At 68.4% G+C, this 14,780-nt stretch carries 5 protein-coding genes and 1 CRISPR repeat array; of the genes, 1 reads left to right on the top strand and 4 read right to left on the bottom strand.

Features of this window, described 5'->3' with window-relative positions; all coding sequences use genetic code 11:
• Positions 1 to 14: 14 nt before the first annotated feature.
• The gene (locus tag RZ84_RS28685; RefSeq protein ID WP_052230203.1) at positions 15 to 920 is read left to right on the top strand and encodes a helix-turn-helix domain-containing protein; all 906 of its coding nucleotides are present in this window, start codon (positions 15 to 17) and stop codon (positions 918 to 920) included.
• Positions 921 to 959: 39 nt separating this feature from the next.
• Here the strand turns inward: RZ84_RS28685 and RZ84_RS28680 are convergent, their stop codons facing one another.
• From RZ84_RS28680 to RZ84_RS39235, 4 genes are all read right to left on the bottom strand, one after another.
• Complete coding sequence (locus tag RZ84_RS28680; protein WP_043267041.1) at positions 960 to 1,778, bottom strand: SAM-dependent methyltransferase; 819 nt, start codon at positions 1,776 to 1,778, stop codon at positions 960 to 962.
• Positions 1,779 to 2,430: 652 nt separating this feature from the next.
• Positions 2,431 to 3,459, bottom strand: a complete 1,029-nt coding sequence (locus tag RZ84_RS39245; protein WP_157878923.1) for a hypothetical protein — start codon at positions 3,457 to 3,459, stop codon at positions 2,431 to 2,433.
• A gap of 104 nt (positions 3,460 to 3,563) precedes the next feature.
• Positions 3,564 to 3,860, bottom strand: coding sequence for a hypothetical protein (locus RZ84_RS39240; RefSeq protein ID WP_157878922.1), 297 nt, complete (start codon positions 3,858 to 3,860; stop codon positions 3,564 to 3,566).
• A 6,264-nt stretch (positions 3,861 to 10,124) separates the two neighbouring features.
• Positions 10,125 to 10,376 carry a hypothetical protein gene (locus RZ84_RS39235; protein WP_157878921.1) on the bottom strand — a complete coding sequence of 84 codons (252 nt, stop codon included), beginning with the start codon at positions 10,374 to 10,376 and terminating at the stop codon, positions 10,125 to 10,127.
• A 2,550-nt stretch (positions 10,377 to 12,926) separates the two neighbouring features.
• A CRISPR array of direct repeats spans positions 12,927 to 14,780; the repeat unit is 37 nt; unit sequence GTTGCGATCCTCGGTCGCCCCGGGGGGCGACCGCCAC.

Raw genomic sequence — 14,780 nt, 5'->3', positions numbered from 1 at the left:
GTACCGGAGTTCGTATGTCCGTCGCCCAACCCGAGCCGGAAGGCGACCCGTCCGTCGTTCGCATGGCGTCGCCGGACAGCAACGCGGCTGCGGGCGAAATGCTGGGCGAAGAGCTCCGCCGCTATCGGGAGCTGCGGGGTCTGACCTTGAAGGATGTTGCGCCTGTCATCCGAGGTTCGACGTCGAAGGTGAGTCGCCTGGAGCGCGGCGAAAGCCCGCCCAAGGCCCGCGATGTCTACGATCTCGCCCGATACTACGGACTGTCCGATGCACAGATGCGGGTGGTGGAGCAGCTCCTCGCGCAGACGAACAACCAGGAGTGGTATGAGCAGTTCGCGGATGTGACGCCCGACTACCTCCGTCGCTTGATTCGGCTGGAGGGGCGAGCCGACTGGATCACGATCTTCGAGAACCAGGTGGTCCCGGGGCTGCTGCAGACGCGCGCATACGCTGAAGCGATGGTGCGGCTGGTGCGGCCTGACGATCCCGAAGACGTCGTCATGCGCATTGTCATGCTGCGCCTGCGCAGACAGTTCATCCTGGGACAGGGGCGGCGGCTTACGCTTCTGCTGGACGAGACCGTACTCGATCGGTGTCGCGGCAACGCTCAGGTCATGTATGAGCAGATGGAGCACCTGGTCACGGCGGCCAAGTCCGACAAGGTCAACATCCGCCTCTTGAACAAAGACTGCGTACTGCCTCCCTACCCCTTCACGCTGCTGAACTTCCCTGCTGGTGGACCGTCCGAGCTGGCATATGTGGAGCACGTGAACAGCGCAACATACGCAACGCAGAGGAAGGCACTTGACGGATATCACAAGTGGCTGACCCTGATGCACGACGCGGCAGACAGCATGAAGGCCAGCCTGACGAAGTTGCAGGCAGCCGTGGAGCGGTACGCGCAGCAAGCCCGCGCTTGACGGCCGAGCCTCGCATGCACCGCTCTACGGCGTACCCACCTAAACGCGGGCTACGCCCCCCCATTCCCTGCAGTCCTTGGGTCGAAGACTCAACGGCGGTGGCGGGGTGTCCGGTCGCCAGTCGGCGATGTCCACCAGGCCCGGGGGCTCGATCTCCATGCCCTCGAAGTAACGGCGTACTTCGTGGCTCTGGCGGACCCTTCCCCAGCTGTTGTTGGTGGCCTCGGCCATCAGCGTCGTCACCTTCTCTCGTACGACAGGGTTGTCGCTGACGAGTTGGCAGGCGACCACGTAGCTGCCGGCCGGGAGGCTGGCGGCGACCCGCTTGACCAGCGCGGCCGGGTCGCGGTCGTCGCCTGTGTCCCGGAGGCAGTCCAGGACAGAGACGAAGAGGGCTGCTATCGGCTGCGTCCAGTCGAAGAAGTCAGCTGTGGCCTCCAGGATCTCCGCCGTATCACGCACGTCCCGATCGATGACCATGACATTGCTGTTCTCATGCAGGGTCGTCCGAGCGTGGGCGAGGACCATGGGATCGTTGTCGACGTAGGCGACCTTCGCGTTCGGGTTCGCTCGCTGTGCGACCTCGTGGACGTTGTCCCGAGTGGGCAAGCCCGAGCCGTGCTCGAGGAACTGGGTTACCTCGAATTCCTTGACGAGGATCCGTACTGCGCGCCGGAGAAAAGCCCGGCTCGTGCGGGCCAGCTGCTGGATGGTAGGGGTGATCCCAAGCAGTTTGACGCATGCGTCGCGGTCCGGCTGAAAATTCTCGGACCCCCCTAACAGCCAGTCGTACATGCGGGCGGCACTGGGGGTGTTCATGTCGATAGGGCGAGATTGGGATTTCTCCCCGTGGGCCATGCGCGCTCCTTGGGCCTTGAAGAAGGCCAGATGTCCCTGCGGAAGGGCTCATCGTAGGGGGCTGTGGCACACACGCCAATCGCTCAATCGAGCGGCAGGTAACTGGAGTTGCTGCTGATGCATGGTGAAGAATACGCAGGCGTGTGCCGCGCCGCGGTTGCTCGCCCGGGCGGCGTGCATGTCCAAGGGGAGGTGCACGGAGGGATGGCGCGTAGGCTCCGTTCGGCTGCCCTCAGCAGCGCCCGCACGGTGTGGTCGTCCACGCCCATGAGGGCCGCCACCTGCGCCACGGGCAGGCCCAACCTGTCGCGCAGGAGGACCACATCCGCCTGCGAATCCTCCAGGAGACAGTGCATGCGCCAGGTCTGGCCCGGTCGGCAGTGGGCGCGGACGGCGGCCTCATGACGCAACAGGCACCAAGCTCGCGCCGCAGGGCAGTGGCTGCGTAGGGCTGCTGGCCAGCCAGTGGACAGTGCTTCGAAGACGGCATCCACGCACTGGTTGGCCCGATTCCAGTCCTCGGTCCTCACGGAGGCGTAGCGCAGGTAGACGTCGTGGTGAAGTTGGCGGAATGCCGTGTACGCGAGTCGGAAATCCGGCGGCCGGCGGCGCGCTGTCGGTGCAGCAAGCTGAGATCGATGACGAGACGTGGTCATGAGGCCCCGACCCCTTCGTGTCCCGAGTCGCTGGAGTCGTGGCACGCTGCCCACAGTCCGCGGAAGTCGTCGTGGCCTGCCCCCAACTGGTCCAGAATCCTGACGAGCAGCGCCCAGGGGGGAACCAGTCGTCCGGCGAAGACGAGCGCAAGCTCCTCCCGTCCGGCATCGACGTGCGCACTCAGCGTCGAGATCTCCGGTCCGCCGGCGGCCAGATGAGCCCCTCGCAGAGCAGCCGCGAGTGCACTGGGGCTCTGCGAGGCAGCCGTTGACGCAGGCTGCCCCCAGGCGCGCTCCCACAGCAGCCGCAGGTCGGCGGGGTCGCCTTTCAGCAGGTCGGTCAACATATAGGTCACCGGCCATGGCGCCACGTGCGTCCCTTGCAGCATGAGGTTCACGACCGCCGGCGGTAGACCAGCCTGCTCAGCGACGCGTTCTTCACTACCGCCGAAGCGCACCTGCAGCGTCCTCAGTGCTTTCGCAAGCGCCTCGGCAGCATGGCAGTTCCTCGCGACGGCCGGCAGGAGCGCCACGTCGAAGAACGGGGCGACGGCCTCCCCTGTCCAGCCATGCCGAGCCCGTGACCGTATGTGGGCACTGCGCGAGGCACGGAGCGCGGCGGCTTTAGCTCCGCCCCATCGTGCCCGTGCCGCCGCCTCGCTCATCGTTGCCGCCGCGGCGACCTCCGACCAGCTGGCGCCTTCGGCACGGGCCTCGTCGACGGCAGCGGCCGCAAGGCACGAGGCGTCCTCCCGCACTTGCACGGCCAGCTTCAATAGCGCACCGAGCGGAACGGAGGTGCCTTCACACGCCAGCACCTCTTGGGCCCGTGCGGCAAGGTCGACAGCAACCGACCGGCGAAGCGTGCGGTTAACCCCGGCTGCCCGGCGTTCACGGTCCCGCTTCCGCTGTGCCCGGCGCCGACATGTCGGATCACAGTAGTCTCGTCGGCGCCCACGAGAGCTGTTCTGCGTGATCGGTTTTCCACAATACGCGCAGCCCATCGGATGCGGCGGCTCGAACATCAAAAATCCCTTCGCCGGCCCCGTGCAGTGAGGTCACCGCACGGGGCCTATGGCAGTGGCTCCACCCGGGCACTACCGCGAGGCAGTGCCCGCCCTCCGGCCGATCAGGTCGGCCGCACGCGCACGAATCGCACGCTGCTACGGCGAGACGCGGCCAGCAGCAGCGCGATCACACGCGCACCAAGCGGCCACACGACCGGCACCCCCACGATGGCGGGCCAGAGGTCGGGAAGAGCCACGACGATCACCACGAGGACGAACACCACCACCAGAAGGCTGGAACAGAGGTGCACCTCCCACCGATCAACGGAACGGGTTTCGTCGCCTTCCGGAGAAGGGATAATCCCCTTACGAGAAGCCGGGGGCTCCATTGACGATCCCCGGCTCTTGTTGATGGGCATAAACAAGGACCTTTCACGGTTATTGACGGCCTGTCAGGTGGCCTCGGGATGCCCCCCGAGGCCACCACACACAGCCGGCCATCACTCGACTGCGCGCAGTGACTGAACCATATCGTCACAACGAACCGCCCTTCACAATCCTTTCCTTTCGCCTCCATCGACCATCCCGCCACGGGAATCCCTCTCGCATGCAACGCGACGCACAATCGTCGATGTGATGCGCCACATGTCATCCCGTGACCCATCCAGCACAGGGGCGGGGAACCAATTCGCGCATCCGCTTCCATGAAAAGCTCACTACATGACCGACCTTGATAAGACTGCAGGTCAACGATTATGCGAACCTCGCTCAACTAAGCTCCCCAAGCGGAAGCATGGCGTCCGTGCCGAAGGCCCGTGCATATGGGAATTACAGCAAATCGCGAAAGCGAAACATGGGCCACACGAGCGCCGGACCCTCCTCGGCGCCCACGAGAACACCAGGCCATGCACCAGCGGAGGTGTCGCCGACCAGGCAACTCCGCTCGCCGACCTATTTGCCTGCAAAGCGGAGCCGAGCCTTCCCTTTAGGTGCATGCGAAACACCCAAGGTGATTCACTCATCATTTCGAATACTTGACCGATCGCGGAATGACTGGCCCAGGTCCGCCTGCGACCGAGCGTTTAGTCCAGTACGCGGAAACTCCCCTGCAGGTGCGGGGACGACTGGCTGTGCCGTCCCGCATGGTGCCGAGCACGGGAACTACCGCCGCGGGTGCGGGGTAGTTCCTCGACGCCGAACAGCACCCCAGTCGCCCCAAGAGGCAACCGCCACCTGGACGAGGAGTGGTTGCGGCTGGAGACGAAGCCGTTGCGACCCTCGGTCCACCGCATCGTCCATGGGGTGACGCTGACGGAGTTGCAATCCTCGGTCGCCCCAGGGAACGACCGCCACGTGTCGTAAGTCTGGCCGACGCCCTGCATTACATTGTTGCGATCCTCGGTGGCCCCAAGGGGCGACCGCCACGCCACCCTCGACCTTCTGGCCGGAGCCAACGCCGACGCGGGCGTTGCGATCCTCGGGTCGCCCTGGGGCGGCGACCGCCACCCCTGTAGCTGATGATGTTCCTTCGGCGGCAGGCACTGGTTGCGATCCTCGGTCGCCCCGGGAGACGACCGCCACGTGGACGAACCGGAGCTTGTCGCCGTGCTCCTCGATGTTGCGATCCTCGGTCGCCCCGGGAAACGACCGCCACGCCGGGCCCGGTGGCCGTAGCCGGCCTCCCTCGTGCCGTTGCGATCCTCGGTCGCCCTGGGGGGCGACCGCCACCTGTGCAGGGCGAGCAGTTCCCCGATGAGCGGAGAGTTGCGATCATCGGTCGCCCCGGGGGCGACCGCCACCCCCATGGCTACGCCGAAACCGGCGCCGCTCGGAGTTGCGATCCTCGGTCGCCCCGGGGAGCGACCGCCACCGGCAGTTCGGCTTATGCGGGTGGCTGCCGCGCAGATGTTGCGATCCTCGATCGTCCCGGAGGGCGGCCGCCACGGCGAAGTGTTGCAGTCCAAAAGCCAAGCTGTCCCTTCATGTTGCCATCCTCGATCGGCACGGAGGACGACCGCCAGACCGGACTTCCTCGCCGAGGAGTACAGGGCACACACTTGCGAACCTCGGTCGCCCTAGGGGGAACCCGCCACCCGGCAGAATGCCGGCGCACCGGGTGTACACCGCAGGGTTACAATCCTCGGCCGCTGCAGGTGGCGACCGCCACTGGAGACCGCACCGCACGTGCGCGCCCGCATCTTCGAGTTGCGAACCTCAGTCGCCCCAGGGGGCGACCGCCACATCCAGCAGGTTGATGCTGGTGCCGCCGGTACGGCTGTTGCGATCCTCGGTCGCCCCGGGGGGGAGACCGCCACCACGACCCGCTCCGCTATGTAAAGGTCCTCGTCCATCGTTGCGATCCTCGGTCGCCTCGGAAGGCGACCGCCACGGTGGGCATGTGGCTGGGGCCCTGACCGGTGATGTCGTTGCGATCCTCGGTCGCCCCAGGGGACGACCGCCACGAGACGTTCCGGCCGGACCTGAGCGAAGCCCTGCTGTTGCGATCCTCGGTCGCCCCGGGGGGGCGACCGCCACGCGGTGATCACAACGCGGGCGTCATCATGGCGTCCATGGTTGCGATCCTCGGTCGCCCCCGGGGGCGAGCGCCACCACCGGCGGACACCGCACGTACGTGTGCGTTAACCAGTTGCGATCCTCGATCGCCCCGCAGGGCGACCGCCACGCTGACGGTGAGTCTGCCGGAGCCGGCGCACTTCGTGTTGCGATCCTCGGACGCCCCGGGGGCGACCGCCACCGGCGAGGTCCCGGTACTTCACACGCACACGCGACGTTGTGATCCTCGGACGCCCTGGGGGGCGACCGCCACGATCTTGTCGATGGTCCAGGTGTCGCCGTTCTTGACGTTGCGACCCTCGGTCGCCCCCCAGCAGGGGCCGCCACGCCAACTCCCCCGCACTACTGGGTTCCTGAATGCGGGTTGCGATCCTCGGTCGCCCCGGGAGGCGACCGCCACCGATACCGCTGTAGCCCCGGAGAGTTCGGCCTTGTTGTTGCGATCCTTGGTCGCCCCAGAGACTACCGCCACCCATTCGCGACCGTCTTGTTGTGGCTGTCCTTAACCTCGTTGCGATCCTCGGCCGGGGAGCCAGTGCGGTGCTCGGGGTCGTTGCGATCCTCGGTCGCCCCGAGGGGCGGCCGCCACCGTTGCCTCGCGCAGCCGGTCAACGGCGTAGATGTCGTTGCGATCCTCGGTCGCCTCGGAGGGCCACCGCCACTGGGCGCTGGTGATCGATAAGCGGGGGCCCGTGCGGTTGCGATCCTCGATCGCCCCGGAGGGCGACCGCCACGACCAGGCCGGCACCGGTCATCCCGATCGAGTTGAGTTGCGATCCTCGGTCGCCCTGGAGGGCAACCGCCGTTGGCGATCACCGCGGCCCGCCGCTCCTTGTTGCGATCCTCGGTCGCCCCAGGGGGCGGCCGCCACGCGCTTCGCGGATGGCGAGAACATCATCGCCATCGCGTTGCGATCCTCGGTTGCTCCGGGGGCGACCGCCACGGGACTGGGGGCCTCTTTTCCCAGGTGGAGAGGGGGTTGCGAGCCTCGGTCGCCCCGGAGGGCGACCGCCACAGCTGGTCGACCCGATCACCGTCGCGTCGTACCTGACGTTGCGATCCTCGGTCGCCCCCGGGAGGCGACCGCCACTAGGCGGTGGGCTCGCCCGTGGGGCGGGTCACGGTATTGCGATCCTCGGTCGCCCCGGAGGGCGACCGCCACCTCGCCGCAGTTGCGGCACGGCTCGGGCCAGTAGCCGTTGCGATCCTCGGCCGCCCCAAGGGGCGACCGCCACGCCTTCGCGGTTGAGAGTGTGACAGCCACTGTCCAGGTTGCGATCCTCGGTCGCCCCGGGGGGCGACCGCCACAGGCGTTCAGCAGCGCCGCGTACAGCCGCGGGACGGAGTTGCGATCCTCGGTCGCCCCAGGGCGACCGCCACCGGCGCCCTCAGGCCGGGCTCCATGACAGCACAGAAGTTGCAATCCTCGGTCGCCCCCACTCAGCACGATCGTTGACGTCCATGCCGGCCTTGCGGTTGCGATCCTCGGCCGCCCCAGGGAGCGACCGCCACACCCGGTGACGAGTGCTCAGTGCGTGACTCTGTCGGGGGTGCGATCCTCGGTCGCCCCAGAAGGCGTCCGCCACTCGAGGGCCGGGGCACCGTCTTCGTACGAGCCCCGCGGTCGCGATCCTCGGCTGCTCAGGGAGCGACCGCCACGCGGGTACTTGTTTCCGCCCTCGTTGAGGCAGCCCTTGTTGCGATCCCCGGTCGCCCCAGGGGACGACCGCCACCGTATCCACCATCTCGCCCGCCTTCTGCGGGTAGTTGTTGCGATCCTCAATCACCCCAGAGGGCGACCGCCACATCAAGAGCTGTTGGTAGGCCCAAGCCACTCCGTTGTTGCGACCCTCGGTCGCCCCAGAGGGCGACCGCCACCCGACATCGAGGCCGCGTGCCGGCTTCGAGCCGATACGTTGCGATCCTTGGTCGCCCCGGGGGGCAACCGCCACGCCCCGGTGGCACCAGCGCGGTCCCGAGGAGCGGCTGTTGCAATCCTCGGTCGCCCCGGGGGGCGACCGCCACGCTTCCGGGGCGTCGGTCTTGAGGGCGATGCCAGCGTTGCGATCCTCGGTCGCGCCGGAGGGCGACCGCCACCCTCGCACAGCGCCTCGGCACCACGGCCGGGTTTGAAGTTGCGATCCTCGGTCGCCCAGGAAGCGACCGCCACGGACATATACCAACACATCGCGGACCGAGGTGACTTGTTGCGATCCTCAGTTGCCCAGGGGGCGACCGCCACCCGAGCCATCGGCACTCCATATTCCCGACTCCTCAAGGTTCCGATCCTCGGTCCCCCCCGGCGGCGACCGCCACCAGTCCGTCACCAAAGATCGAGAACGGGCAGTAGATGTTGCGATCCTCGGCCACCCCCAAGAGCGACCGCCACGACGAAGTGTTGCAGTCCAAAAGCCAAGCTGTACCTTCATGTTGCCATCATCGATCGGCCCCAGAAGACAACCGCCAGACCGGACTTCCTCGCCCGGAAGTACAAGGCACAACATTGCGATCCTCAGCCGCCCCAGAGGGCGACCGCCACCTCGCGCATGGCCTGGCCGACAAGATCGTGGTGCACGTGTTGCGATCCTCGGTCGCCTCGGAGGGCGCCCGCCACGCCCGTCTTTGTCGCGCGGAGGGTGTTGGTCCTGTTGTTGCGATCCTCGGTCGCCCCAGGGGGCGACCGCCACCGGGCTGGGTGGCCACCCAGTACCTCGCGGTGCACATGGTCGCGATCCTCGGCCGCCCCGGGAGGACGACCGCCACGTCTCACGAGTGCACCCGTTGTGACGGAATGGCAAAGGTTGCGATCCTCGGTCACCCCGGGGGGCGACCGCCGCGATCCCTCACCTCGGTCGCCCCGGGGGGCGACCGCCACGCCGCGCTTGACGAGGCCAGCCTCGACCAGTTCCTGTTGCGATCCTCGGTCGTCCCGGGGGGCGACCGCCACGTCGAGCAGTGCGGCCTCTTCCCGGCTGGCCAGCCGGGTTGCGATCCTCGGTCGCCTCGAGGGGCGACCGCCACTGTTGTAGAGGTCGGGGATCCAGCCCATGGCCTGGGCATTGCGATCCTCGGTCGCCCCGGGGGCGACCGCCACGGCGAAGACGACCCGACAATGTCCAGGTCACACTGCACGTTGCGATCCTCGGTCGCCCCGGGGGGCGACCGCCACGTCCTCCATCACGGGCTCGGCCTCTTCGGTTTCCGCGTTGCGATCCTCAGTCGCCCCGGGGGCGACCGCCACACGCGATGCAGCTTCGTGACGCGGTCAAGGCCGAGAGGTTGCGATCCTCGGTCGCCGCAGGGAGCGACCGCCACGGCAAAGTGTTGCAGTCCAAAAGCCAAGCTATTCCTTCATGTTGCCATCCTCGATCGGCACGGAGGACGACCGCCAGACCGGACTTCCTCGCCCGGGCGTACAGGGCACAATATTGCGATCCCCGGTCGCCCCGGGGGACGACCGCCACCTTCGCCACCGATCAGCGGTCGAAGGTTGGTGGACTCGTTGCAATCCTCGGTCGCCCCAGGGAACGACCGCCACGTGTCGTAAGTCTGGCCGACGCCCTGCATTACATTGTTGCGATCCTCGGTGGCCCCAAGGGGCGACCGCCACGCCACCCTCGACCTTCTGGCCGGAGCCAACGCCGACGCGGGCGTTGCGATCCTCGGGTCGCCCTGGGGGGCGACCGCCACCCCTGTAGCTGATGATGTTCCTTCGGCGGCAGGCACTGGTTGCGATCATCGGTCGCCCCGGGGAGCGACCGCCACCGGCAGTTCGGCTTATGCGGGTGGCTGCCGCGCAGATGTTGCGATCCTCGATCGTCCCGGAGGGCGGCCGCCACGGCGAAGTGTTGCAGTCCAAAAGCCAAGCTGTCCCTTCATGTTGCCATCCTCGATCGGCACGGAGGACGACCGCCAGACCGGACTTCCTCGCCGAGGAGTACAGGGCACACACTTGCGAACCTCGGTCGCCCTAGGGGGAAACCGCCACCCGGCAGAATGCCGGCGCACCGGGTGTACACCGCAGGGTTACAATCCTCGGCCGCTGCAGGTGGCGACCGCCACTGGAGACCGCACCGCACGTGCGCGCCCGCATCTTCGAGTTGCGAACCTCAGTCGCCCCAGGGGGCGACCGCCACATCCAGCAGGTTGATGCTGGTGCCGCCGGTACGGCTGTTGCGATCCTCGGTCGCCCGGGGGGGGCGACCGCCACCGTAGCGGGCCTGGGTCATGATGGCTTCGCCGGGAGTGTTGCGACCCTCGGTCGCCCCGGGAGACGACCGCCACGTCTCCCAGCCGTGGTGCCAGGCGGAGTCGAGGTGGTTGCGATCCTCGGTCGCCCCGGGGCGACCGCCACCGTCCAACTACGCGTGGGCAGCGCCGCAACGGCCCTGTTGCGATCCTCGGTCCGCCACCAGGGTGGTGGTCGCCTTGATGTCCTCGCTGATGACGTTGCGATCCTCGGTCGCCTCGGGGGACGACCGCCACGACGAAAATGTCGACGGTGGCCAGGAAGGTGACCGTGTTGCGATCCTCGGTCACCCCGAGGAGCGACCGCCACATCGACATCGAGGTCGTCGATGTTGCCGGGAACGATGTTCCGATCCTCGGTCGCCCCGGGGGGAGACCGCCACCGTCATCATCACCAGGCCGCAGCTCTGGCACTCCCAGTTGCGATCCTCGGTCGCCCCGGGGGCGACCGCCACGCGGCTCTCGTGACAGACGTCGCGGCCCCGGCCATGTTGCGATCCTCGGCCGCCCCGGGGGGCGACCGCCACGCGGTGATCACAACGCGGGCGTCATCATGGCGTCCATGGTTGCGATCCTCAGTCGCCCCAGAGGGCGACCGCCACTGTAGTAGTTCGCCGCGGCCGACCCTCCCACCAGAAGGTTGCGATCCTCGGTCGCCCCGGAAACCGACCGCCACAGGGGTGCGCCGGTCGGCGTCGATCCGGGAATAGGCGTTGCGATCCTCGGCCGCCCCGAAGGGCGACCACCACCCTGCGCCGCCCGCCCGGTGCCGCGACGTAGCCCAGGCCGTTGCGATCCTTGGTCACCCCGGAGAGCGACCGCCACTCGTGCCGACCAGCACCTTCGACCCGAACGAAGGGGTTGCGATCCTCGGCCGCCCCGGGGGGCGACCGCCACCAGGCCCGCGTCGTACCAGGTCCACGGGTCGTAGCAGTTGCGATCCTTGGTCGCCCCGGAGGGCGACCGCCACCGTACCGCAGCGCACGTCGATCACCACCGCCGATGCGATGCGATCCTCGGTCACCCCTGAGAGCGACCGCCACGCGGGGAGCCCTCGGCCAGCACCATCTTGTTCGGGAAGTTGCGATCCTCGGTCACCCCAGGAGAAGACCGCCATGATCTCGTCGGGCAACTTGCTGTGCGCGTACGTCCCGTTGCGATCCTCGGTCGCCCCAGAGAGCAACTGCCACCAGCGTGCCCTTGCCGTTGTTGCCCTGTTCGGAGTCGTTGCGATCCTCGATCGCCCCGGGGGGTGACCGCCACGAGCACTTCCCCGGTGAGGGGATGCTCGCCGTACTTGTTGCGATCCTCAGTCGCCCCGGAAGACGACCGCCACTTTCCCAAGAGCCAAAGATGATGCGTGGGCGCGAAGGTGTTGCGATCCTCGGACGCCCCGGAGGACAACCGCCACTCGAGATGGCCGACGGAAGCCCCGGCTTCAGAGTCGTGTTGCGATCCTCGGACGCCCCGGAGGGCGACCGCCACTGCGGGTACGAGGCCGGCCCAGCGTACCGACGTAGACGCTGCGATCTTCGATCGCCCCGGAGAGCGACAGCCGCGGCCTCACCTGCAGGCGAAGGAGATCGTGCCCCGGGCTGCGATCCTCGGTCGTCCCGGAGGACGACCGCCACACGCTGGACTCCATCCGCGGATCGCTGCGCGGAGACGTTGCGATCCTCGGTCGCCCCAGAGGACGACCGCCACCTCGTGGGAGCAGCTGCGCCGCTACGTCCCTGACGAGCTGCGATCCTCGATCGCCCCTGGGGGCGACCGCCACCGTTCCGCCGGGACCGGTGACCGCGGTGACCGACACGTTGCGATCCTCGATCACCCTCCGGGGCGCCGGCCACCACCTCGGCCAGGGAGCCGCTGCGGTGCTCGGGGTCGTTGCGATCCTCGGTCGCCCCGGAGGGCGACCGCCACCCTCCAGGGTCGCGCTGTGCCGGGGCTGGAGCACGGTATTGCGATCCTAGATCGCCCGGGGGGCGACTGCCACGCGCCAGGCTGACCTCGGCCCCGCCCGCCCAGGTGACGTTGCGATCCTCGATCGCCCGGGGGTGACCGCCACCCTACGGGGTCCTGCGATCCTCGGCCGCCCCGAGGGGCGACCGCCACGGGCACACACCAACACATCGCGATCCGAGGTGACTTGTTGCGATCCTCAGTCGCCCCGGGGACGACCGCCACGACACAAGGACGGGGATGCGGCATGACGAGGGAGCAGTTGCGATCCTCGTACGCCCCGGGGGGGGCGACCGCCACCCGGCGAGCCTCGGCGTCGCGGTCGCGGTAGTCCTGGTTGCGATCCTCGGCCGCCCAGGGGGCGACCGCCACCACGGGGTGCTCCTGGTTTGTGGGGTCTGTGACGCAGGTGCGAGCCTCGGTCGCCCCGGAGAGCGACCGCCACTCCCCAAGTCCGCTCGTCCTCGTGGACGTAGACCACGTTGCGAGCCTCGGTCGCCCCGGGGGGCGACCGCCACGCCGGTGCTCGGCGAACGGGTCCTGGTCGGTCATCCAGTTGCGATCCTCGGTCACCCCGGAGAGCGACCGCCACTGCGCAGATCATGCCCTTGTTGTTCGGTGAGGGCCAGTTGCGATCCTCGGTCATTTCAGAGAGCAACGGCCACGGCGGACAGGTCGGCGCAGCCGCCATCCTCATACGCGTTGCGTTCTTCGGTAGCGCCGAGAAGCGATCGCCACCTTGGTACGTCGGCCAGCCGACGTAGACGTTGCGATCCTCGGTCCCCCGAAGGGCGACCGCCGCCACCGCCTGGGCCCTGGCCGCGGTGTCCGCGACGGCGTTGCGATCCCTCGGTCGCCCCGCAGGGCGACCGCCACTCTGCTCGACGGAGATGACAGCCCAGGAGGTGCGAGCGTTGCGATCCTCGGTTGCCCCGGAGGGCGACCGCCACCATACTCCCGGTGGCTGCGTCCCTGTCCGGGATGGAGTTGCGATCCTCGGTCGCCGGAGGACGACCGCCACTTCGCCGCTGTCCCCGGACGCGGACCCGTGGCAGTGGTTGCGATCCTTGGTCGCCCCGGAGGACGACCGCCACTGCGCGGTGGACGCGCCCGCGCCACACGGGTACACAGTTGCGATCCTCGGTCGCCCCAAGGGGCAACCGCCACTTGACCACACACCATTCGCCCTTCTTCGAGTCGGTGTTGCGATCCTCGGGCGCCCCGGAGGACGACCGCCATGCGGTCGGGGCGACTGGTACCACGCGGACTTCGTGACGTTGCGATCCTCGATCGCCCCAGAGGGCGACCGCCACTTCTCTCCTTTCGTGAGGAGTGAGGAACTGGGTTGCGATCCTCGGTCGCCCCTGAGGGCAACCGCCACCCGGTGGTCTCGGACGCCGCCGTCGTCATCGTGGTGTTGCGATCCTCGGGCGCCCCGGAGGGCCACCGCAACTCTTCACGTCGCCGACCAACGGCACCGACTACACCCTGTTGCGATCCTCGGTCGGCCCGAAGGGCAACCGCCACGCCCTCATCCAACTTCAGGACCGACAGGCCCGGGTCGTTGCGATCCTCGGGCGCCCCGGAGGGCGACCGCATCCGGTTTCCTGGGGCCGGTCTCCCATGGGTGCTGTCACGTTGCGATCCTCGGTCACCCCGGAGAGCGACCGCAACGGCCTCACCTGCAGGCGGAGGAGATCGTGACCCGCGTTGCGAATCTCGGTCGCCCCGGAGGACGACCGCCACGTGACCATGGGCGACGCGCCCATGCCCATACCGTAGTTGCGATCCTCGGTCACCCCGGAGGGCCACCGCCACTTGGCGCGCGATTCGCGGCCGCGCCGGGTGTTCTTAGGTTGCGATCCTCAGTCGCCCCGAAGGGCAACCGCCACCCATACTCCGCGCGATTGCGTGGCTCATGCTCACTGCGTTGCGATCCTCAGTCGCCCCGGAGGACGACCGCCACTCACGCCCGCCAACTGGTGCACGTGCTGAAGGTCATGTTGCGATCCTCGGTCGCCCCGGGGGCGACCGCCACCTTGCCATCGGCCCCCTTGACCATGTTGGCCAGGGTGTTGCGATCCTCGGTCGCCCCGGGGGGCGACCGCCACCCTCCAGCATGAGACAGAGTGGGGCGGCCGTAGGAGTTGCGATCCTCGGTCGCCCCGGGGGGCGACCGCCACCCGTCAACATGTCACGCATGCGGGCATCCTCTCGCGCGTTGCGATCCTCGGTCGCCCCGGGGGGCGACCGCCACCCGTCCGCCTGGGCCATGTTGGCCTGCGGGCCGATGAGTTGCGATCCTCGGTCGCCCCGGGGGGCGACCGCCACCCCGAGCGCCCGCCGCTCCCCTCCCCCGGCCCCTCTCCAGTTGCGATCCTCGGTCGCCCCGGGGGGCGACCGCCACAGGCCGAGCTGGAGGCCCAGCGGACGGCCGCCGAGGAGTTGCGATCCTCGGTCGCCCCGGGGGGCGACCGCCACTGGTCTACGACCCGCCCTGTCGTCCCTGCCACGAGGCGTTGCGATCCTCGGTCGCCCCGGGGGGCGACCGCCAC

Origin of the sequence: Streptomyces sp. CT34 (genome assembly GCF_000805335.1) — a bacterium.
Classification (GTDB): Bacteria; Actinomycetota; Actinomycetes; order Streptomycetales; family Streptomycetaceae; genus Streptomyces.
The sequence above is the reverse complement of the archived record's forward strand: the minus strand, read 5'-3'. Positions and strand labels throughout refer to the sequence as shown.

Bases quoted from the DNA above. Each gene is read 5' to 3' on its own strand.
- RZ84_RS39245 (WP_157878923.1), bottom strand. From the start codon at position 3,459: ATGTTCGAGCCGCCGCATCCGATGGGCTGCGCGTATTGTGGAAAACCG.
- RZ84_RS39240 (WP_157878922.1), bottom strand. From the start codon at position 3,860: ATGCCCATCAACAAGAGCCGGGGATCGTCAATGGAGCCCCCGGCTTCT.
- RZ84_RS28680 (WP_043267041.1), bottom strand. From the start codon at position 1,778: ATGGCCCACGGGGAGAAATCCCAATCTCGCCCTATCGACATGAACACC.
- RZ84_RS28685 (WP_052230203.1), top strand. From the start codon at position 15: ATGTCCGTCGCCCAACCCGAGCCGGAAGGCGACCCGTCCGTCGTTCGC.